This window comes from Glycomyces buryatensis (assembly GCF_004912275.1).
Lineage (GTDB): Bacteria > Actinomycetota > Actinomycetes > Mycobacteriales > Micromonosporaceae > Glycomyces > Glycomyces buryatensis.
In genome coordinates this window covers 196,360-215,772 of the sequence record NZ_STGY01000067.1, presented here as the reverse complement: position 1 = coordinate 215,772, position 19,413 = coordinate 196,360, and the positions used below count along the sequence as shown (strand labels likewise).

The following is a 19,413-nucleotide window of genomic DNA, read 5'->3' as shown; positions in this document are numbered from 1 at the left end:
CTGAATCGAAGCGCTTCGAAACGCGTGAGCAGTCCCGGCATCTGCAAAGTCGAAGCGCTTCGACAACGACAGCGACGTCCCCAAGGAAGTCTCCACATGACGAACTCAGCTGACCAGGCCCCCGCCTTCCGCGACCCCGCCCGCCCCCGCGATGAACGAATCGCCGATCTGCTCGACCGTCTCACTCTGGACGAGAAGGTCGGGCTGCTGCACCAGTACCACCGGCCGGTTCCCCGACTCGGCATGGGCCCGTTCAAGACCGGCACCGAGGCGCTGCACGGGCTTGCCTGGCTCGGCGAGGCCACCGTCTTCCCGCAGGTCGTCGCCCTCGGCGCCACCTGGAACCCCGAACTCGTCGAATCCGTGGGCGCCGCGACCGCCGACGAGGTCCTGGCCTACCACCACCGCGACTCGGCCGGCGCCGGGCGCAACGTGTGGGCGCCGACGGTCAATCCGCTGCGCGACCCCCGCTGGGGCCGCAATGAGGAGGGCTACTCCGAGGACGCGTGGATGACCGGCGTCATGGGCGCCGCGTACTCGCGGGGCCTCAAGAGCGACAACGGGACCGTCTGGAAGACCGCCCCGACCCTCAAGCACTTCCTGGCCTACGGCAACGAGGCCGACCGCTACATCACCTCCTCGAACATGCCGCCGCGCGTCCTCCGCGAATACGAGTTCGCCGCCCACCGCCCGGCCCTGGCCAGCGGCGACGCGGTCGCCGTCATGCTCTCCTACAACCTCGTCAACGGCCGCCCCGCGCATGTGACCCCGCTGGTCAACACCGAGCTGCGCACCTGGACGACCGACGAGGTCTTCATCGTCTCGGACGCCTACGCGCCCAACAACCTCGCGCAGATTCAGGGCTACTTCGAGGACCTGCCCACCGCGTACGCCGCCGCCGTCAAGGCCGGGCTCGACTCCTTCACCCAGGACGACGAGAAGCCCGACGCCGTGCTCGGCCACCTCCACGCCGCGCTCGAACGCGGGCTGCTGGACGAGGCCGACATCGACACCGCCGTGCGCCGGAACCTGTTCGTGCGCTTCGGGCTCGGCGAGTTCGATCCCGAGGACCCGTACGCCGGCATCGGCGACGAAGCCGTCAATTCCCCCGAGCACCAGGCGCTCGCCCGCGAGGCCGCCACCCAGTCGATCACCGTCCTGAAGAACGACGGCATCCTCCCGCTCAAGTCCCCGAAGAAGATCGCCGTGCTCGGCCCGTTGGCCGACACCGTCATGCAGGACTGGTACTCCGGGACCCTGCCGTACTCGGTCACTGCGCGGGACGCGCTCGCCGAGCGCGCCGAGGTCGTCTCCAGTGAGGGTGTCGACCGGATTCGCTTGCGCCACAAGGACGGCAATCTCACCGCCTCGTCCGACGGCGCCGAACTGACCCTGACCGACTTCACCGGAGCGGCCACCCAGTTCGACCTGATCGATTGGGGCGACTGGACATACACCATCCGCAACGTCGCCACTGCCAAGTTCCTGGACGGCAGGCTCGACGGCACCGTCGGCGCCGACTCCGTCGGTCCGCACGAGTTCGACGTCCATGAGACCTTTCGCCTCCACGACGTCGAGGTCGGAAAGTTCGCGTTGCAACAGGTCCATCGGGCCGAGGGCGCCGAATCCGGCAAATGGATCGGCATCGAGGACGGACGCCTGGTCATGGTGACGGACATCGTCGACGCGGCCCCCCTCGATCTCGACATCGTGGTCAAGGGCCACGACGTCGCCGTGGACCTGGCTCGCGAGGCCGACATCGCCATCGTCGTGGTCGGCGACCACCCGCTGGTCAACGGCCGCGAGACCGAGGACCGCCGCGACCTGAAGATCCCGAGCGCCCAGGAGTGGCTGCTGAAGCGGGTCCTGGAGGTCAATCCGAATACGATTCTGGTCATGGCCTCCTCATACCCCTTCGCCGCGAACTGGGCGACCAAGCACGCGCCCGCGATCGTGTGGTCAGGCCACGGTGGACAGGAGTGGGGCAATGCCCTGGCCGACGTCCTCTACGGCGACCGCGACGCCGAGGGCCGCCTGCCGCAGACGTGGTACACCGACGCCGCCGAGCTCCCGGCGATGCTCGACTACGACATCATCGCCTCCGACGCGACCTACATGTACTACCTGGGCCAGCCGCTCTACCCGTTCGGGCACGGCCTGTCCTACGCCGACTTCGCTTACAGCGCATTGAAGGTCGACCACGAGCGCGCCGGATCCGGTGACGAGCTGACCGTCCAGGTCGACGTCGCCAACACCTCCGGCCGCGACGGCGTCGAGGTCGTCCAGCTCTACTCCCACCAGTGCGGATCGCGCGTCAAGCAGCCGCTGCGGCAGCTGCGCGGCTTCGAGAAGATCCGCCTCGCCGCCGGCGAGCAGCGCACCGTGTCCTTCACCGTCGCCGTGGACGACCTCGCCCACTGGGACAATGTCACCGGCCGCATGATCGTCGAGAAGAGCCGCCAGCGGCTCATGATCGGCCGCTCGGCCACCGACATCGTGCTCTCGGCCTCGGTCCGCATCGACGGCGAGACCGTCGGCGCCCGCGACCTCTCGGTCCCCTTGGCCGCCAGCGCGAACGACGCGTACTCCGGAGTCGACTGGCGCGACGAGAACCGCACCAGTGGCGACGTCATCGCCGCCGAAGAGGCGGGCGGCTGGATCATGCTGGGCGACTGTGACTTCGGCTCCGCCACCACACCTCAGGCCGGCGGAGCCGGGCAGGGGCACAGTGAACCCGGATACTCCACCGTGACCGCCCGAGTCGCCGGTCCCGGCGCGCAGCTGACCCTCCGCGTGGACGACCCGCTCGACGGCGACGTCCTCGCCAAGATCGACACCCCGGCCACCGCCGGCGTCTACGACTACGCGGACGCCCGCGTGGAACTCGGCGCCGTCGAGGGCGTTAAGGACCTCTACGTGACCTTCGAGAACGGCCCGGTCCGCCTGGCGTCGCTGAGCTTCGGACGGGCCGAGTGATGGCCGGCCCGCGCGGGGTCACCATCGCCGAGGTGGCCGCCCGAGCCGGCGTCGCCGCCAGCACGGTCTCTTACGTGCTCAGCGGAAAACGATCGATCTCCCCGGCCACGGCACGCCGCGTCATGGACGCGGTCGCCGAGCTCGGCTACCACCCGCACGCCGGGGCGCGCTCCCTGGCGTCGCGGCGGGCCGGGGTCGTGGCGATGATGCTGCCGCTGCGCGACGGCATGCACCTGCCGGTGCTGATGCAGTTCGCCTCCGGCGCGGTCACCGAGGCCCGCCGCGCGGACCAGGACGTGCTCCTGATGACCGCCGACGAGGGACCGGCCGGGCTCGCCCGCGTCGCCGCTTCGGCCATTGTGGACGGACTCATCCTCATGGACGTGGAGGTCCGCGACCCCCGAGTGGAGACACTGCGGCGGCTCGGGCTCCCCAGCGTCCTGATCGGCTTCCCGGCCGACGCGGAGGGGCTGACCTGTGTCGACCTCGACTTCACCGCCGCCGGACGGGTCTGCGCCGACTACCTGGTCGAGCGCGGCTGCCGCGACATCGCCCTGCTGGGCGCCTCCGAGGCCGTCTACGCCCGCCGCACCGGCTTCGCCGAACGGGTCCGCGAGGGCTTCCTCGGCGGCCCCGCAGGCCGGGCCCACGCCGAGGTCTGGCCCTGCCCCGACGATGCGGTCTCGGTGCAGCGCACCGTGAAAGAGCTCCTGGTCGCCCGTCCCGAGCTGACCGGCCTGGCCGTCCACAATGAACCTGCCGTCGGGCACGTGATGCACGCGCTCGCCGACGCCGGAAAGCGCGTGGGGGAGGACTTCCACGTGGTCGTCATCGGCCCCGACGAGGTCGCCGAGCGGGTGCACCCGCACCTGCCCTCGGTGCTCGTCCCGGCCGAGCGCTTGGCCGAGATCGCCGTGAGACACCTCATGCGCAAGCTCGACGGCGAGGACGTCCCGGACTCGACCCTGGTCGAACCCCAGCTCACCACCCGCTGACGAGGGCGTTCGCGCTCCGAGCGGCGCGGGTGGTGTGGGAGGATGGCCGCGTGTTGAGTGAGCAGCGAGTAGTCGTATCGGCGGCCGAAGAGTCCATGTCCCTGGCGAAGCAGGAACTGGAGCGCGACTTCGGCCCCACCGCGAAGATCGAGCCGATCGGGCCCGACCTGTTCGCGATCGTTGCACCCGGCCTGTCCGCGCAGGAGGTCGCCGACCGCTGCGAGGACGCCCCGCTGGTCTTCCCGCGCCACCTCACCACCGAGGTCGCCATGCTGGAGACCAAGGCCGAGCTCGCCGACGTCGCCGACGCCGCCCTGGCGGCGGTGCGGGAATCCGGCATCAAGAAGTCCCTCGCCGTGCAGGTGTGGGCCTCCGGCCGCTCCGACTACGAATTCGGCCCCGCCGCGGTCTTCTCCGCCATCGCCGACAAGCTCGGTGAGGCCGGGTACAAGGTGGTCAAGTCGGGCCGGGACCACGTCCTGTCCTGCTGCCTCACCCCACGCGGAATCCTGTTGGGAATCAACGAGACCCGCGACTCACTCAGCGACTGGCCCGGCGGCGGCGTCCGCCTCTCCAAGGGCTCGGACCAGATCTCGCGCGCCGAATTCAAACTCGAGGAGGCCATCCGCGAGTTCGGCCTGAAGCTCCCCAGGGGCGGCAGGGCCGTCGACTTCGGCGCCGCACCCGGCGGCTGGTCGCGCATCCTGCGCGGGCGCGGCATGAAGGTCTGGGCCGTCGACCCCGGCGACCTCGACGCCCGCCTCGAAGGCGACCCGCAGATCAAGCACCTGAACCTCACCGCGGGCCGCTTCCTGCACAGCAATCGCACCGAGTTCGACATCGCGGTCAACGACATGCGCATGGACCCCGCGCTCAGCTGCTCGCTCATGGTCCAGGCCGCCCCGCACCTCAAGCCCGGCGCGCTGGCGATCGTGACGCTCAAGACCGGCACCAGCAATGCGGCCCTGTTCACCATCGACGAGTGCCTGAAGGACCTCGGCACGGCCTACGAGATCCTGCACGCCCGCCAACTGCGCCACAACCGGCACGAGATCACGGTCATCGCCAGGAGACTCGACGAACTGACGAGCTAGAGCTCGACGCCCCGCTCCTCCAGCCAACCCATCGGGTCGACCTGCTCGTCGTCGATGCGGACCTCGAAGTGCAGGTGCGGGCCGGTGGAGTTGCCGGTCGAACCGGTCAGGGAGACCACGTCGCCCTGCGACACCTCGTCGCCGACGCTGACCAGCACCTCGGTGGCGTGGCCGTAGGCAGTCGTGACGCCGTCGCCGTGGTCGACCACGACGAAGTTGCCGTAGCCGTCCATCCAGCCCGCGTAGGTGACGGTCCCGTCGGCGATCGTCCAGATGTCGTCGCCCGTGTTGTTGCCGAAGTCGAGTCCGGCGTGGAGCCTGCCCCACCGCTCGCCGTAGGTGGAGGTGATCGAGGAGTCGGACGGGGAGATCCAGTCCGGTCGTGCCGCTTCGGCGGCCGCCGCCTCCTCCTCCGCCAGGCGCTGGGCCTCGGCCTCGGCCTCGGCGGCCGCCTGCTCCTCGGCCTCCTTCTGCGCGGCCTCGGCGGCAGCGGCTTCGGCTGCGGCGGCCTCAGCGGCGGCGGCTTCGGCAGCGGCGGCTTCGGCCGCGGCAGCCTCGGCTGCGGCCGCCTGCGCGGCGGTGATCTCATCGATCACGGAGTCGACCTCCCATGAGGCCTGCACGAACTCGACCTGCTCGGTCGAGTCCGCCTCGGCCGCCTCGGAGGCAGCACTGTGCCCAGAGACCGCGGACATCACGGAACCGGCGGCGATGATGCCGACCAGCCCGGCGGTGACGTAGCGCCAGCCGTGACGTTCATTACGGATCCGCCTCAGTCGCAGTACGGCCCGGAGGCGGCGGCTGCGGAGCTGGCGGTTGGAGAACTCGGGAGTGTCATCGTGTTTAGCCATAGAACCGGGAAACCTACAGGGTCCGAATCGGACAAGCGGCCCATGACCAGGTGATACAACGTCCGAACTGGTCCCCTTGCTTCGCAGGTCGGCACCCGGGGTCCGCGCCGCCTCCCCCGAAAGGAGGAGGGGAATAACGGATCGTGATCGTACGGTTGCACATTGAGCCGCCCGGTGAACCGGGGAGGCCCGGCGCACGCCCGATATCGGGATGACCGTGACGCACGCCGCCGCCTAAGCTTGACTCTGTCTGCCCGCGCCAGGGAACGCGCCCGGTCCGGCAGACGTTCCGGTCGGCGCTCACCCGCTCGACCACCGATCCAGTCTTGAAGGAGTGCCATGATCACCGCCACGGGCCTTGAGCTGCGCGCCGGTTCGCGCATCCTCCTGTCCGGGGCCGATCTGCGAGTGCAGCCCGGCGACCGGATCGGACTCGTCGGACGCAACGGCGCCGGCAAGACCACCACCATGAACGTCCTCGCGGGCCTCACCCAGCCGTACACGGGCAAGATCGAGAACAACGGCCCCTTCGGCTACCTGCCGCAAGACCCGCGCTTCGCCGACCTCACACAGACCGCCGCCAACCGCGTCCTCTCGGCCCGCGGGCTCGACCAGCTCCTGTCCGACCTCGCCAAGACCGAGGTCGCGCTGGCCGAGGCCGCCGACGACGCCGAGCGCGACAAGCTGGTGCGCCGCTACTCCCGCCTCGAAGAGCAGTTCTCCGCCCGCGGCGGCTACCAGGCCGAGTCCGAGGCCGCCCGCATCTGCTCCAACCTCGGCCTCGAGGAGCGGATCCTCGCCCAGACCCTGGAGACGCTCTCCGGCGGTCAGCGGCGCCGCGTCGAGCTCGCCCGCATCCTCTTCGCCGACGACGGCGACGGCATCCTCCTGCTGGACGAACCCACCAACCACCTCGACGCCGACTCCATCAACTGGCTCCGCGGCTTCCTCGCCGGCCACAAGGGCGGCCTCGTGCTCATCACGCACGACGTCGAACTGCTCGGCGAGGTCGTGAACAAGGTCTGGTTCCTCGACCCGACCCGTTCGGTCATCGACGCCTACAACCTCGGCTGGAAGTCCTACCAGCGCCAGCGCGCCGAGGACGCCGAGCGCCGCCGCCGCGAGCGCCAGAACGCCGAGAAGAAGGCCGCGACCCTCACCAAGCAGGCCGCAAAGCTGGGCGCCAAGGCCACCAAGGCCAAGGCCGCCAAGGGCATGCTGCGCCGCGCCGAGGCCATGATCGACGACCTCGAAGAGGACCTGATGGAGGAGAAGGTGGCCGACGTGCGGCTGCCGGAACCGGCACCGTGCGGCAAGGTCCCGCTCACCGCCTCCGGGCTGTCCAAGAGCTACGGCTCGCTGGAGATCTTCACCGGCGTCAACCTCGCCATCGACCGCGGCTCGCGCGTGGTCATCCTGGGCCTCAACGGCGCGGGCAAGACCACCCTGCTGCGCATGCTGGCCGGGACGCTCGAACCCGACACCGGCGAGGTCGAGCCGGGCTTCGGCCTGCGCATCGGCTACTTCGCGCAGGAGCACGACACGCTCGACCACACCGGGACGGTCCTGGAACAGATGCAGTCGGCCGCCGCGGCGAACGGCGCGGACCTGGCCGACGCCGACCTGCGCAAGATCCTGGGCGCCTTCCTGTTCCCCGGCGAGGACGTCTACAAGCCGGTCGGAGTCCTCTCCGGCGGCGAGAAGACCCGCCTGGCCCTGGCCAGCCTGGTCAGCTCCGGCGCGAACGTGCTGCTGCTGGACGAGCCGACGAACAACCTGGACCCGGCCAGCCGCCAGCAGGTGCTCGACGCGGTCGACGGCTTCTCCGGCGCGATCGTCATGGTCACCCACGACCCCGGCGCGGTGGAGGCACTGCGTCCCGAGCGGGCGATCCTGCTCCCCGACGGCGACGAGGACCTCTGGTCCGACGATCTAATGGAACTCGTCGAACTCGCTTAAGCCCCAACGCGTTCACGGCCCGAATTCCGCTTCGGCGGTCTGCGGGCCGTTTCGCGTCAGCCGGAGAACATGAGGACGACGGCCGCGCAGGCCCCGGCGGCCGCCGAGATCAACGGCGCCTTGACCGAGCGGCCTGAGCGGACGGCCGGGGCGGTGGCGGCCACGACGAGCCACGGGCACAGGGCCACCCAGCCGTATTCGGGCTGTTCGGGGTTCGAGCCGGAGAGCGGCGCGATCATGAGCGCCAGGAGCGGGCCGATCATGAGCGGCCATGCCGAGCTCGATCCGAAGCGCCGCAAGCTTTCCACGACCGCCGGACCACAGGCGATGAGCGCCAGCGCCGGCATGAGCAGCAGCCACCACAACTGGCCCGGATGGGCCGCGATCTCGCCGATGGCCGCGTTGTAGGTGTCGACCAGCCCGTAGGGCCAGGACGTCCCGAGGGCCGCGGCGAACGCCAGGATCCCCAGTGCGGCCGCGGCCGAGACCATGATCTGGACCGGGCGGCGGCGGGCGAAGTACAGGCACAGCAACGAGACCGCGAACCACGCGGCCGCATAGGACAGCAGTGAGGCGATCCCCAGCAGCGCCCCGGCCCCGGCCGCGCCCCAGAACGCGTCGTGGCCCTTGACGCGCCGCTCGGAGGCGACGGCCCCGGCGGCCAGGACGCCCGCGCAAGCGGCGGCGGCGACGCCGTCGATGCCCAGCGTCGTCCATGCCGCCCAGGGGCCGAGGATGACGACCGGCGACAGCGCCCGCGCCGCGACCGGCCCGCACACCGACCGGACCGCGACGAGCGTGAGCGGAACGGCCAGGCAGGACAGGGCGATCACCGCGATGGCGAGTCCGGCGCGAGAACCGGTGTAGGCCACCAGTTGCTCGATCGCGCGGGCCGACCCGGCGGTGGCGGTGGGGGAGGTCTGGGGGTCGACATTGGTGTGCAGCGCCGCCGACCAGGCGATCGAGGCCAGATAGGACAGCACCAGCAGGCCCGGCCACGACATTCGGGCGGCGGCCGGGCGGGAGGCGGTCACGAGGACGACGGCCGCCGTCAACGGCGCCACGACCATGCCGGCGGTGACGTGGAGCGAGAGGTTCTGGGCGGGCCACCACGGCAGGGTGGCGGGTCCGATCACCTCGGAGGTCGAGACGGCGACCGAGGCGAGCATCAGCGTCACGACGAGCAGTGAGAGCCAGATTGCTATGTCGCGCAGGCGATCGTGTCGCAGCCGGGTATGGGCAAGGGTGTCCACCGGGCGGGCGAACGGAGTCTGCGGTGCGGTCACTTCACGAAACTATCGGGTATCCGACAGAACTGACCGCCGGGCGTAAGAACTCCGGCAAACTTCACAAGACACTTCGATCACCGTCCGTGCTCAAGGAAGGACAAATGGGCCCCGACACTCCCGCACCCCAGGGCGGAACCGCAGGCGCTTCCGCCAGGACCGACCCCAATCGCCAGGTCCGCGGCGACGAGCGCCGCGAGCTGACCGAATACGTCGCCACCGCCTACGATCAAGGCCGGAGCATTCGGGACATCGCCTCCACCATAGGGCGCTCCTACGGCTTCGTGCACCGGCTCCTCACCGAGGCCGACGTCAAATTCCGCACCAGGGGAGGCGCGCGCAAAGCCACCAGACCCTGATCGGTCCGCCGAATTCAGGCGGCCACAGTCGCCAGTGTCATCTCCGGACACCGTGAAATAAACCGCGAGCTCGGCTGCGTTGATAATCATGCTCAGAACATCCTGAGCACGATCCAGCCCAAGCCCCACACCGACTCCGGCCCTTGGGCGCCCGACCCGGGAGGCACTGAGTGGCATCGATGGGACCTGCCGGCTGGGACGCGATGCGTTCCCTTCGGCGCGGCGACGACCTCAAGGGCGTCAAGCTCACGCGAGGCGTCAAGCGGCGCATCCTGGAGTTCGGCCGGCCCTACGCGCGCGACATCGCCGTCTTCCTGCTCGTCGTCACCGTCACCGCCGGCATCGGCGTGGCCACCCCGGTGCTGGCCGGCGACATCGTCAACGAGCTCACCGGCACCGGCGGCACCCAGCGCGGCGTCCTCATCCTCGCCGGGATCATAGCGGGCCTGGCCGTCGTCGAGGGCGTCATCTCCCTCATCCAGCGCTGGTACGGGGCGAAGCTCGGCGAGGGCATCATCTTCGATCTGCGCCGCGCCGTGTTCGACCACGTCCAGTCCATGCCGGTCGCGTTCTTCACCCGCTCCCAGACCGGGGCGCTCGTCTCGCGCCTCAACAACGACGTCATGGGCGCCCAGCGGGCCTTCACCACGACCCTCTCGGGTCTCGTCTCCAACGGCATCGCCGTCGCGCTCACCCTCGGCGTCATGTTCTTCCAGTCCTGGCAGATCACCCTGCTGTCCCTGGTCCTGGTGCCGGTCTTCATCATCCCGGCCAAGTGGGTCGGCCGCAAGCTCGCGGCGCTCACCAAGGAGAGCTACGACCTCAACGCCGCCATGAACACCCAGATGACCGAGCGGTTCAACGTCGGCGGCGCGATGCTCGTCAAGCTGTTCGGGCGTCCCGCCACCGAGACCGCCGAATTCGCCGACAAGGCCGACCGGGTGCGCTCCATCGGCATCACCACCGCGATGTACGCCCGCACCTTCATCGTCGCGCTCACCGTCGTCGCCGGGCTCTCCCAGGCCCTCGCCTACGGTCTCGGCGGCGCCTTCGTCTTCGGCGGGGAGCTGTCGGCCGGCACCGTCGTCACCCTCGCTCTGCTGCTGACACGCCTCTACGGGCCGCTCACGGCCCTGTCCAACGTGCGCGTCGACGTCATGAGCGCGCTGGTGAGCTTCCAGCGCGTCTTCGAGATCCTCGACCTCAGGCCGCTCATCCGCGAAGCCGACGATGCCCGCGACCTGCCCGACGGGGCCGCCTCGATCGCCTTCCGGGACGTTCACTTCCGTTACCCCAGTGCCGAAGAGGTCTCGCTGGCCAGCCTGGAGGACCTGGCCCGCCCCGACCGCTCCGACAACAGCCGCACCGTCCTGAACGGCATCTCCTTCGCCGTCGAGCCGGGGGAGCTGGTCGCGCTCGTCGGCCACTCCGGCGCCGGCAAGACCACCACGGCCTCGCTGGTCCCGCGCCTGTACGACGTGACGGGAGGCTCGGTCGAGGTCGGCGGCGTGGACGTGCGCGAACTCCGGCTCGGTTCCCTGGCCGACCACATCGGCATGGTCACGCAGGACGCGCACCTGTTCCACGACACCGTTCGCGAGAACCTGCGCTACGCCCGTCCCGGCTCGAGCGACGAGGAGATCTGGGCGGCGCTCGACCGGGCCCAGATCGGCGACGTCGTCCGCCGCCTCGAATCCGGGCTCGACACCGTCGTCGGGGAGCGCGGCTACCGCTTCTCCGGCGGGGAGAAGCAGCGCCTGGCCATCGCGCGGGTCCTGCTCAAGGCCCCGCCGATCGTCATCCTGGACGAGGCCACCGCCCACCTCGACTCCGAATCCGAGGCCGCCGTCCAGCACGCCCTCGACACCGCCCTGGAGGGCCGCACCTCCCTGGTGATCGCCCACCGCTTCTCGACGGTCCGCCGCGCCGACAAGATCCTGGTGCTGGAAGAGGGCGAGGTCGTCGAGAGCGGGACCCACGACGAACTGGTCGCGCGCCACGGCCTCTACGCGGAGCTCTACCGGACGCAGTTCGCCGGCGGAGCGGACGCGCCGGCACCGGAACCCACGGAAGCAGTGATGTGAAACATACACACGCCCGCGGAAGTGGACTGTCCTGGCGCAAAACCGCGAATATGAACAGAATTTCCCCGCCAGGCGGTTGCGGGCGGTCGAAAGTGCTGTAAAGTCCAAGGGTCACCGGCGTGGGGCAACCTGCCTCGGTGAAGAAGCGTCAGTAATGGCGGCAATAATTCGGATCGGGTCAACTGCCAGTTCGACTAGGTGATTAATCCCCCTGGGAAAACCGGTTGCCGGTCTGAAACTCAACATCGCAAGGATAGTAGTAAATGGCGCAAGGCACTGTTAAGTGGTTCAACGCGGAGAAGGGCTTTGGTTTCATCGCCCCGGACGGCGACGGCCAGGACATCTTCGTCCACTTCACCGCAATCAGCGGCTCCGGTTACCGCTCCCTGGAGGAGCAGCAGCGGGTGGAATTCGACGTCGAGCAGGGCAAGAAGGGTCCGCAGGCCGCAAACCTGCGCGTCCTCTAGCTCAAACTCTAGGAACACGAAGCCGCTGCCCTCTCATTAGGGACAGCGGCTTCTAACGTGTCCGGGTCCTTATCCGGTGTAGTAACCCATCAGGCGGGTCGTGCTCGCGTCCTGAGCGTCGAGCGTCCGGCTGTCGAGCAGGCTCATATCGGCGTCCATCAATGAGACCGTGATGTCCTCACCCGAGCGGCCGGAGACGATCATGCCGCCGTCGGCCAGGAAGACCACCTGGTTCTCCTGGGTATCGACCGGCAGGCCGATCGCGTCGCCGGACGCGGTGTCGACGAGGCGGTCGCATCGCCACGGGTCGATGTGCCCAGAGGATGCAAGCTCCGCGTCGTCGAACTGGAGGCAGGCCCGGCCGAGGTCCGCCGAGATCGCGGACAGGCCCGAGAAGGTCTCGTCCGAGGTCCAGGTCGAGGCGCCCGCCAGCTCGGTCCGGTCCGAGCCGTCCGTCCGCATCGCGACCGTGCCCTCCCCGTTGACCAGGTACTCGCCGCCCGCGGACCACCTTGGGGAGCAGGAGACCTCCTCGGGCAGGTCGGTCTGCTCGCCCGTCGCGAGGTCGAGCAGGTAGCCCTCGTCGTATTCCGGACTGGGGACCGTGATCGCCACCGAGTTCGAGTCGGGAGCCCAGGTCGGGCTGCAGAAGAGCGAGTCGATTCCCAGGCCGGTGATCGCCGCGGCGTTCTCGCCGATCGTCGCGATCGCCATGCCGCACATCGGCGTTGTCGCGTAGCGGTTGCCGTCCGGTGCGACCGAGAAACCCATGGACTCGCCTTCGAGGACGTATTCGGAGTCACCGCCGGCGTACCGATGGACCTGCGTGAGAGTGCCATCGGACCAGGTGAGCTCCAGATACAGCGCCTCCGGCAGTTCGGTGAGTTCCATCGTCGAAGCCGAGTCGCCCCAGCCGGTCCAGTCCGTGCTCGGGCGCCCGCAGTCGCCCTCAGCCTCATTCTCATCGTCGGTCGGCGAGTTGGTGGGCGCCTCGGTCGTCTCCCGATTGGTCGGCGGGGGCGGCGAGTCGTCGCCGGGGGTGATGAGCGCGGCGGCCGCGATGCCCGTCAAGGCGAGTCCGGCTACCGCCCCGAGCGCACCGGCGGCCATCCGTCGGCGCCCGATGACGCGGGCCTTCTTCATCGCACCGGCGGTCAAGTCTTGCGGCGGAGTGCCGCCCTCGGCCGCGAGGCGTTGCAGCAGTTCGCGAAGCGAGTCAGGCATGGGATTCTCCGTTCTGAGGGTTGAACCGGCGTTCCAGGCGCGCCGGGGAATCGGCGATTTCGAGTACGAGTTCGGGGAAGCCCTGTCGCAGGCGCTTCAGACCTCGCTGGGTCCGGGCCCGCAGCGTCGAGACCGGACAGCCGAGCGTCTCCGCCGCGGCGGCCTCGGTCAGGTCCTCGAAGTAACGCAACACGATCGCGGCTCGCTGCGTGACCGGCAGCGACAGCAGCGCGCCGTGAATCGCCAGCCGCAGTGCGGTGTCGGGATCCTCCCCGGACGCTTCGGGCAACGCCTCGGTTGAGACTTCGGCGACCTTCCTGCGGCGCCAACGGCTGACCGCGAGGTGGTACATGGTGCGACGGGTATAGGCCTCGGCGTTCTCGCTGCGGTGCAGGCGCTTCCACGAACGCCACGTTCGAGCAAGCGCGTCCTGCAACAGGTCCTCGGCGAGCCCGCGATCGCCGGTGAGCAGGAACGCGGACGCGTACAGCGCCCCCGACCTGGCCTTGACGAACTCCTCGAACTCGCCGGGCGGCGCGGCCGGAGGCGCGCCCGATTGGGCAATCGGTCCACTCACGATCGGATTCCGTTCACTCGAAGGGTGATGGTTCATTTACTCAGACGGCTGATTCGGCGCCGCCGCGCCTCCACCGAACGGACGACTCATTCAGGCCGAGTGTCCAGTGCGGAAATTCCCTTGAGCGCAATCGGCCGCAGCCGCGATACTTGCCGCCATGCGGATCATCGAATTCAACGCGGACGACCCGGAGCTCATCGCCGGCGCGTTCGAACTCCTCACCGCCGCCCACAAGGCGGACACCCCCGAGAACCCGGTGCCCGTACGGCGCTACTACGAGACCACCTACACCCACCTCTTCCCCGGCCGCGTCAAACACTGGTTCGCCGCGGTCGAGAACGGCAAGGTCGTCGGCTACCTCGTGGTCTACCTCTGGACCGACTCCAACCCGCAACTCGCCATATTCGACGCCGCCGTCCATCCCGAACATCGCGGCAAAGGCATCGGCACGGCGCTGCTCGCCCAGGTCGAAACCACCGCCCGCGAAAAGGGCCGCAGCATCCTGACCACCGAGGCACCGCTGTACTGGGAGGGCGGCCCGAAACGGACCGAGGCCGGCGCCAGGCTCCTCGAAAAGCACGGCTTCTCGCGCGCCCTCACCTGCGTCAACCGCCGCAGCAAGGTCGCCTCGATCGACCCGGCCGAGGAGGAGCGGCTCTACGCCGGCGCGCTGGCCGCCGCCGGTGACACCTACACCTTGCGCCAGTGGGTCGGCCCGGTCCCCGAGGACCTCCTCGCGACCATGGCCCGCATGGAATCCACGATCATCAGTGAGATTCCGCTCGGCGACCTCGAGATCGAACCCGAGGACGTCGACACCGAGAAGATCCGCGCCAAGGAGGTCGTCTACCTGGCCGAGGGCCGGATCAATCTGCACAGCGTCGCGGTCGCGGGCGCCACCGGCGAGGTCGTCGCGTGGAGCGAGATCGGCCTGGACGACGGCCCCTACATCGCCGGACACCAGGGCATCACGATCGTCGCCCCCGGCCACCGGGGCCACCGGCTCGGACTGCTCACCAAGCTCGCCAACCTCCGACTGCTGCGCGAGCACTCCCCCCACGTCGAAGAGATCTGGACGGACAATGCCGACGTCAACGAGCACATGATCGCCATCAACGCCACGCTCGGATACGAGACCGTCGACGCCTACGGCGAATACCAACGCAAACTGGAGAGCTGACGTGACCGACCTCGACATTCGCCGCCTCGATCCCCGGGACGAGGCCGCCGTCAAGCGGGTCCACGCCGTGATGGACCTCGTCGACCGCCACGACACCCCCGAAAACGCCTCGGTGTCAGAGCAGCGGTTCGCCCGCGGACTCGAACATCCGCCCCCCGGCTCCGAATCCCGCTTCTACTACGCCGAGGCCGGCGGCGAAGTCGTCGGCTACATCTCGGCCTACATGCCGACGGCCGACAATCGGCAGTACCTCGAAGCCGAACTGGCGGTCCACCCCGACCGCCGCGAGCGGGGCATCGGTTCCGCCCTGCTCGACTACCTGCTGGCGTTCGCGAACGCCGAGGAACGCACCGAACTGATCGTGACCGCCCGCATCGCCTGGGAAGGCGGGGCGGAGCGCTCCGGAACCGGGGCGAGGTTCCTGGAGCGGCGCGGCCTCGCCGCCGCACTGACCGAAGTGGACCGGCGCCTCACCGTCGCCGACCTCGACGCCGAGACCGAGCAGCGGCTTTGGGACGAAGCGGCCGCGGCGAGCGGCGACTACGACCTCGTCTCCTGGACCGGTCGCGCCCCCGAGGAGTACTTGGAGGGACTGGCCCGCATCGATTCCAGGATCTTCGAGGAGATCCCGCTCGGCGATGTCGTCCTGCAACCGCGCACGCTCGACGTCGAGCGGATCCGCGCCCGCGACGACCGCAGCGAATTGATCCGCGCCACACCGGTCCGCACCATCGCGGTCCACCGGGAGACGGGCCACATCGCCGCGCACACCGCCATCTACACGTTCGCCGGCGAGACCGATGCGGACCAGGCGATCACCATTGTGGATCCCGACCACCGGGGCCGGCGCCTCGGACTGGGCGCCAAGCTCGCGAACCTGCGGCTGCTGCGCCAAGCTCTCCCGCACGTCGAACTCGTCTGGGCCGGCAATGCCGACAGCAATGCACAGATGGTCTCCATCAACGACCGGCTCGGCTACCAGGTGGTCGACGCGCTCATCTGCTACAAGCGGAAGCAGGAAGCCTGAGTGGGGCGGCGCGCGAAAATCGATTGTCGGTGTCACAGGCATCGGCCAGACTGAGCGCATGGATATCGTTGAATTCGGCCCTGAGGACGGCGAACTCGTCTCAGGCGCCTTCGAGGTATTGCGCGCCGCCCACGAGTTCGATATTCCCGAGGGCCCGCCACCGCATTGGGGTGTGTTCGAGAAATCTCTCGCTCACCCCATGCCCGACGAGGACAGCACCAGCTACGTCGCCCTGCGCGATGGAAAGGTCGTCGGCACCTTCCGGACCATGTTCCCCAACCGGGAGAACAAGCACTTCGGCATGGCATCGCTGACCGTCCACCCCGAACACCGCCGCCAGGGCATCGGCACGTCCATGCTGGAGCGCTTCCTCCAACTGGCCCGCGCCGAGTCCCGCACCGAGGTCTCGCTCGACACCCATGTCACGTGGGAGGACGGCCCCGCTCGCAGCGAGGCCGGCGCCGAGTTCCTGAAGAAGCACGGTTTCACCTTGGCGCTCACCAGCGTCAACCGACGCTGCCTCACCGACGCCATGGCCCCCGAGGACGAGCAGACCCTCATGGACAAGTCGGTCGCCGCCGCGGGCGACGAGTACGAGATCATCTCCTGGACCGGGCGCACCCCGCCCGAACTCGTGGACACCATGTGCCGCATCGACTCCATGATCCTCTCGGAGGTGCCGCTCGGCGAGCTCAACCTCGAACCTGAGGTCGTCGATCCGGAACTCAAGGAGGCCAAGGCGGTCCGCAATGAGGCCCTCGGCGTCCTACCGCTCCAGACCGTCGCCCGTCACCGCGCGAGCGGCGAGGTCGTCGCCAACACCATCCTCGGCGTATTCGACGACACCGAGTACACCGACGGCTTCCAGTGGATCACCATCGTGGACCCGGCCCACCGCGGCCACCGGCTCGGCACCCTGATCAAGCTCGTCAACCTGCGACTGCTGCGCGAACAGCACCCGCACGTGCGACGCATCTGGACCGACAACGCCGATGTCAACGCCCACATGATCGACATCAACGTCAAGATGGGCTTCGAATCCGTCGATGCCCTCGCCGAAATGCAGCGCAAAATCTAACGCTGACAGTGTCTCCGGGCACAAGCCGGCCATGAATGTGGCGTGACCACTTCATGGTCGGCTATTGTTCATAGCTGGCCCGCTTTGTGGCCCGATCAGGCGCGTCCCGCCCCCATCACCGTCGGTTTATGGTGAATCAGAGTATCCGCGGAACGTGCATCACACATGTTCTCGCGGAAGGCGAACCATGACTCTTGACCCGACTGTGTCGGATGCTGCCATCAGCACCCCTGACAACTCGACCGAAACCCCCGAAGCCCCCGAAATCGCAGTGGCGGAAGCCACTCAGACTGAGGCCGTCGAGGTTGTCGAAACCGTGACCACCGAAGCCGCTCCGGCCACCGAGACCGCAGCTGCGGCCCCGGCCGAAGCCGCTGCTCCGGTTGCGACTCCGGAGGCGGAGGCAGCGCCGTTCACCGTCGAGACCGACGAAGTGAACCCCGAAGCCGAAGGCCCCCGATTCGAAGAACTCGGGCTTCCCGAGAAGATCACCGCCGCGCTGGCCGAGCAGGGCATCATCACGCCCTTCCCGATCCAGGCGGCCACGATCCCCGACGCCCTCGCCGGGCGCGACATCCTCGGCCGCGGCCAGACCGGCTCGGGCAAGACGCTCGCTTTCGGTCTGCCGACCCTGGCTCGCCTCGCCGCGAGCGGACGCACCAGGCCCAAACACCCTCGCGCGATCATCCTGACTCCGACCCGTGAGCTGGCGATCCAGGTCGCCGATTCGCTCCAGACCTACGGCGACGCCGTCGGCATCGACATGAAGGTCGTCTGCGGCGGGACCGCGTTCTCCCGTCAGATCGACGCGCTGCGCGGCGGGGTCGACATGCTCGTCGCCACCCCCGGCCGCCTGCGCGACCTGATCCGGCGCGGCGAGTGCTCGCTGGACTCGGTCGAGCTCGCCGTCCTCGACGAGGCCGACCAGATGGCCGACATGGGCTTCCTGCCCGAGGTCCAGGAGCTGTTCGACATGCTCCCCGCCGGCGGACAGCGGATGCTGTTCTCGGCCACGCTGGAGCGCGAGATCGACGTCCTCGTCAAGAAGTACCTGATCGACCCCGTTACGCACTCGGTCGACCCGTCGGCCGGTTCGGTCACCACCATGACCCACCACCTGCTGCTCATCGGGCCGCGCGACAAGGCCACCATGACGGCCGCAGTCGCCGGACGTCCCGGTCTGACGATGGTGTTCGTGCGGACCCAGCTCGCCGTGGACCGCATCGCGGATGAACTGCGCGAGGAAGGCGTCAACGCCGAGGGCCTCCACGGAGGCATGTCGCAGGTCGACCGCTCCAAGGTGCTCGACCGGTTCAAGAACGGTCGCCTCGACGCGCTCGTCTGCACCGACGTGGCCGCCCGAGGCATTCACGTCGACGGCGTCGACATGGTCCTCCACGTCGACCCGCCCAAGACCCACAAGGACTACCTGCACCGCGCCGGGCGCACCGCCCGCGCCGGCGAGTCCGGTCACGTGGCGACCCTGGTGCTGCCGCACCAGAACCGCTCCATGTTCAGCCTGATCGAGCGGGCCGGCGTCGAGGCCAACCGCCACTTCGTGAACGACAACTTCGACCCCGAGCTGGCCGTACTGCTCGGCGCGCGCAACTTCACCGACATGCGCGCCGCCCGGGCCGACCACCAGGCGCTTCGCAATGAGGAAGAGATCGTGCGCATGGAGCGCCAGATCGAGCGCATGCGCGAGGACGTCGAGGGACTGAAGGCCGAGGCCGTGCGCCTGCGCGCCCAGGCCGAGGACGAACTCGTCAACCCGCCCAAGCGTCAGGACCGCGGCCCGCGCCGCGACCGTGACGACCGCAATGGCGGCGGTGGCTACCGCGGCGGCAACGGCGGCGGACGCAGCGGCGGCTACCGCGGGAACCGTGAAGGCGGCGGTGACCGTGGCGGTTACCGTGGCAACCGCGAGGGCGGCGACCGCGGTGGATACCGCGGGAACCGCGAGGGCGGCGGTGACCGTGGCGGTTACCGTGGCAACCGCGAAGGTGGCAGCGGCGGTGGCTACCGCGGCGGCGACCAGGGTGGCTACCGTGGCAACCGTGAAGGCGGCGGCAGCAGCGGTGGTTACCGCGGCAACCGCGAGGGCGGCAGCGCTGGTGGCGGCTACCGCGGCAACCGCGAGGGCGGCGGCGCCAGCGGCGGCTACCGCGGCAACCGTGAAGGCGGCGGTGACCGTGGCGGTTACCGTGGCAGCCGCGAAGGTGGCAGCGGCGGTGGCTAACGCGGCGGCGACCAGGG

Annotated in this window: 15 protein-coding genes; 11 read left to right on the top strand and 4 right to left on the bottom strand. The window is 69.2% G+C overall.

The features are described 5' to 3' along the window. The first annotated feature begins 96 nt into the window (after positions 1–96). Genes FAB82_RS19260 through FAB82_RS19250 form a run of 3 tightly spaced genes read left to right on the top strand, consistent with a single transcriptional unit; the run spans position 97 to position 5,065 of the window. Complete coding sequence (locus FAB82_RS19260) at positions 97–2,976, top strand: glycoside hydrolase family 3 protein (RefSeq protein WP_136536160.1); 2,880 nt, start codon at positions 97–99, stop codon at positions 2,974–2,976. Further along, the gene (locus FAB82_RS19255; protein ID WP_246039721.1) at positions 2,973–3,971 is read left to right on the top strand and encodes a LacI family DNA-binding transcriptional regulator; all 999 of its coding nucleotides are present in this window, start codon (positions 2,973–2,975) and stop codon (positions 3,969–3,971) included. Before FAB82_RS19260 ends, FAB82_RS19255 begins: the two co-directional genes overlap by 4 nt. A 53-nt stretch (positions 3,972–4,024) precedes the next feature. After that, positions 4,025–5,065, top strand: coding sequence for an SAM-dependent methyltransferase (locus FAB82_RS19250; protein ID WP_211116689.1), 1,041 nt, complete (start codon positions 4,025–4,027; stop codon positions 5,063–5,065). Here the strand turns inward: FAB82_RS19250 and FAB82_RS19245 are convergent. After that, positions 5,062–5,916: a M23 family metallopeptidase gene (locus FAB82_RS19245; protein ID WP_136536158.1), complete on the bottom strand. Its 855-nt coding sequence runs from the start codon at positions 5,914–5,916 to the stop codon at positions 5,062–5,064. The genes FAB82_RS19250 and FAB82_RS19245 overlap by 4 nt on opposite strands. A gap of 339 nt (positions 5,917–6,255) precedes the next feature. Here FAB82_RS19245 and FAB82_RS19240 point away from each other — a divergent pair, with 339 nt between their 5' ends. Then, entirely contained in the window at positions 6,256–7,875 is a 1,620-nt protein-coding gene (locus FAB82_RS19240) for an ABC-F family ATP-binding cassette domain-containing protein (protein ID WP_136536157.1), read from the top strand. A 56-nt stretch (positions 7,876–7,931) separates the two neighbouring features. Here the strand turns inward: FAB82_RS19240 and FAB82_RS19235 are convergent, their stop codons facing one another. Beyond that, a complete protein-coding gene (locus FAB82_RS19235; RefSeq protein WP_136536156.1) occupies positions 7,932–9,161 on the bottom strand; it encodes a hypothetical protein in 1,230 nt (409 codons plus the stop codon). 104 nt (positions 9,162–9,265) lie between these two features. Between FAB82_RS19235 and FAB82_RS19230 the strand changes: the two genes are divergently transcribed. From FAB82_RS19230 to FAB82_RS19220, 3 genes are all read left to right on the top strand, one after another. After that, on the top strand, positions 9,266–9,520 hold the full coding sequence (locus FAB82_RS19230) for a helix-turn-helix domain-containing protein (protein WP_136536155.1): 255 nt from the start codon (positions 9,266–9,268) through the stop codon (positions 9,518–9,520). Between the two features lie 179 nt (positions 9,521–9,699). Continuing rightward, on the top strand, positions 9,700–11,604 hold the full coding sequence (locus tag FAB82_RS19225) for an ABC transporter ATP-binding protein (RefSeq protein WP_136536309.1): 1,905 nt from the start codon (positions 9,700–9,702) through the stop codon (positions 11,602–11,604). Positions 11,605–11,867: 263 nt separating this feature from the next. Further along, entirely contained in the window at positions 11,868–12,071 is a 204-nt protein-coding gene (locus FAB82_RS19220) for a cold-shock protein (protein ID WP_136536154.1), read from the top strand. Positions 12,072–12,140: 69 nt separating this feature from the next. Here the strand turns inward: FAB82_RS19220 and FAB82_RS19215 are convergent, their stop codons facing one another. Further along, positions 12,141–13,295 (bottom strand): TolB-like translocation protein, encoded by a 1,155-nt coding sequence (locus FAB82_RS19215; protein WP_136536153.1) that lies wholly within the window; start codon positions 13,293–13,295, stop codon positions 12,141–12,143. Continuing rightward, entirely contained in the window at positions 13,288–13,872 is a 585-nt protein-coding gene (locus tag FAB82_RS19210; protein ID WP_246039720.1) for a SigE family RNA polymerase sigma factor, read from the bottom strand. The genes FAB82_RS19215 and FAB82_RS19210 overlap by 8 nt, the downstream gene beginning before the upstream one ends. Before the next feature lie 157 nt (positions 13,873–14,029). Here FAB82_RS19210 and FAB82_RS19205 point away from each other — a divergent pair, with 157 nt between their 5' ends. The 4 genes from FAB82_RS19205 (at position 14,030) to FAB82_RS19190 (ending at position 19,396) form a co-directional block, all read left to right on the top strand. Beyond that, entirely contained in the window at positions 14,030–15,052 is a 1,023-nt protein-coding gene (locus FAB82_RS19205) for a GNAT family N-acetyltransferase (protein ID WP_136536151.1), read from the top strand. 1 nt (position 15,053) lies between these two features. Next, complete coding sequence (locus FAB82_RS19200; RefSeq protein WP_136536150.1) at positions 15,054–16,079, top strand: GNAT family N-acetyltransferase; 1,026 nt, start codon at positions 15,054–15,056, stop codon at positions 16,077–16,079. 58 nt (positions 16,080–16,137) lie between these two features. After that, entirely contained in the window at positions 16,138–17,157 is a 1,020-nt protein-coding gene (locus tag FAB82_RS19195) for a GNAT family N-acetyltransferase (protein ID WP_168801672.1), read from the top strand. Positions 17,158–17,344: 187 nt separating this feature from the next. Then, positions 17,345–19,396, top strand: coding sequence for a DEAD/DEAH box helicase (locus FAB82_RS19190; RefSeq protein WP_211116688.1), 2,052 nt, complete (start codon positions 17,345–17,347; stop codon positions 19,394–19,396). The last annotated feature ends 17 nt before the right edge of the window (positions 19,397–19,413 follow it).

What these genes read in the sequence shown, in the direction of transcription:
- FAB82_RS19215 (WP_136536153.1), bottom strand. Translation starts at nt 13,295, where the DNA reads ATGCCTGACTCGCTTCGCGAACTGCTGCAACGCCTCGCGGCCGAGGGC.
- FAB82_RS19230 (WP_136536155.1), top strand. Translation starts at nt 9,266, where the DNA reads ATGGGCCCCGACACTCCCGCACCCCAGGGCGGAACCGCAGGCGCTTCC.
- FAB82_RS19240 (WP_136536157.1), top strand. Translation starts at nt 6,256, where the DNA reads ATGATCACCGCCACGGGCCTTGAGCTGCGCGCCGGTTCGCGCATCCTC.
- FAB82_RS19195 (WP_168801672.1), top strand. Translation starts at nt 16,138, where the DNA reads ATGGATATCGTTGAATTCGGCCCTGAGGACGGCGAACTCGTCTCAGGC.
- FAB82_RS19220 (WP_136536154.1), top strand. Translation starts at nt 11,868, where the DNA reads ATGGCGCAAGGCACTGTTAAGTGGTTCAACGCGGAGAAGGGCTTTGGT.
- FAB82_RS19205 (WP_136536151.1), top strand. Translation starts at nt 14,030, where the DNA reads ATGCGGATCATCGAATTCAACGCGGACGACCCGGAGCTCATCGCCGGC.
- FAB82_RS19245 (WP_136536158.1), bottom strand. Translation starts at nt 5,916, where the DNA reads ATGGCTAAACACGATGACACTCCCGAGTTCTCCAACCGCCAGCTCCGC.
- FAB82_RS19190 (WP_211116688.1), top strand. Translation starts at nt 17,345, where the DNA reads ATGACTCTTGACCCGACTGTGTCGGATGCTGCCATCAGCACCCCTGAC.
- FAB82_RS19260 (WP_136536160.1), top strand. Translation starts at nt 97, where the DNA reads ATGACGAACTCAGCTGACCAGGCCCCCGCCTTCCGCGACCCCGCCCGC.
- FAB82_RS19225 (WP_136536309.1), top strand. Translation starts at nt 9,700, where the DNA reads ATGGGACCTGCCGGCTGGGACGCGATGCGTTCCCTTCGGCGCGGCGAC.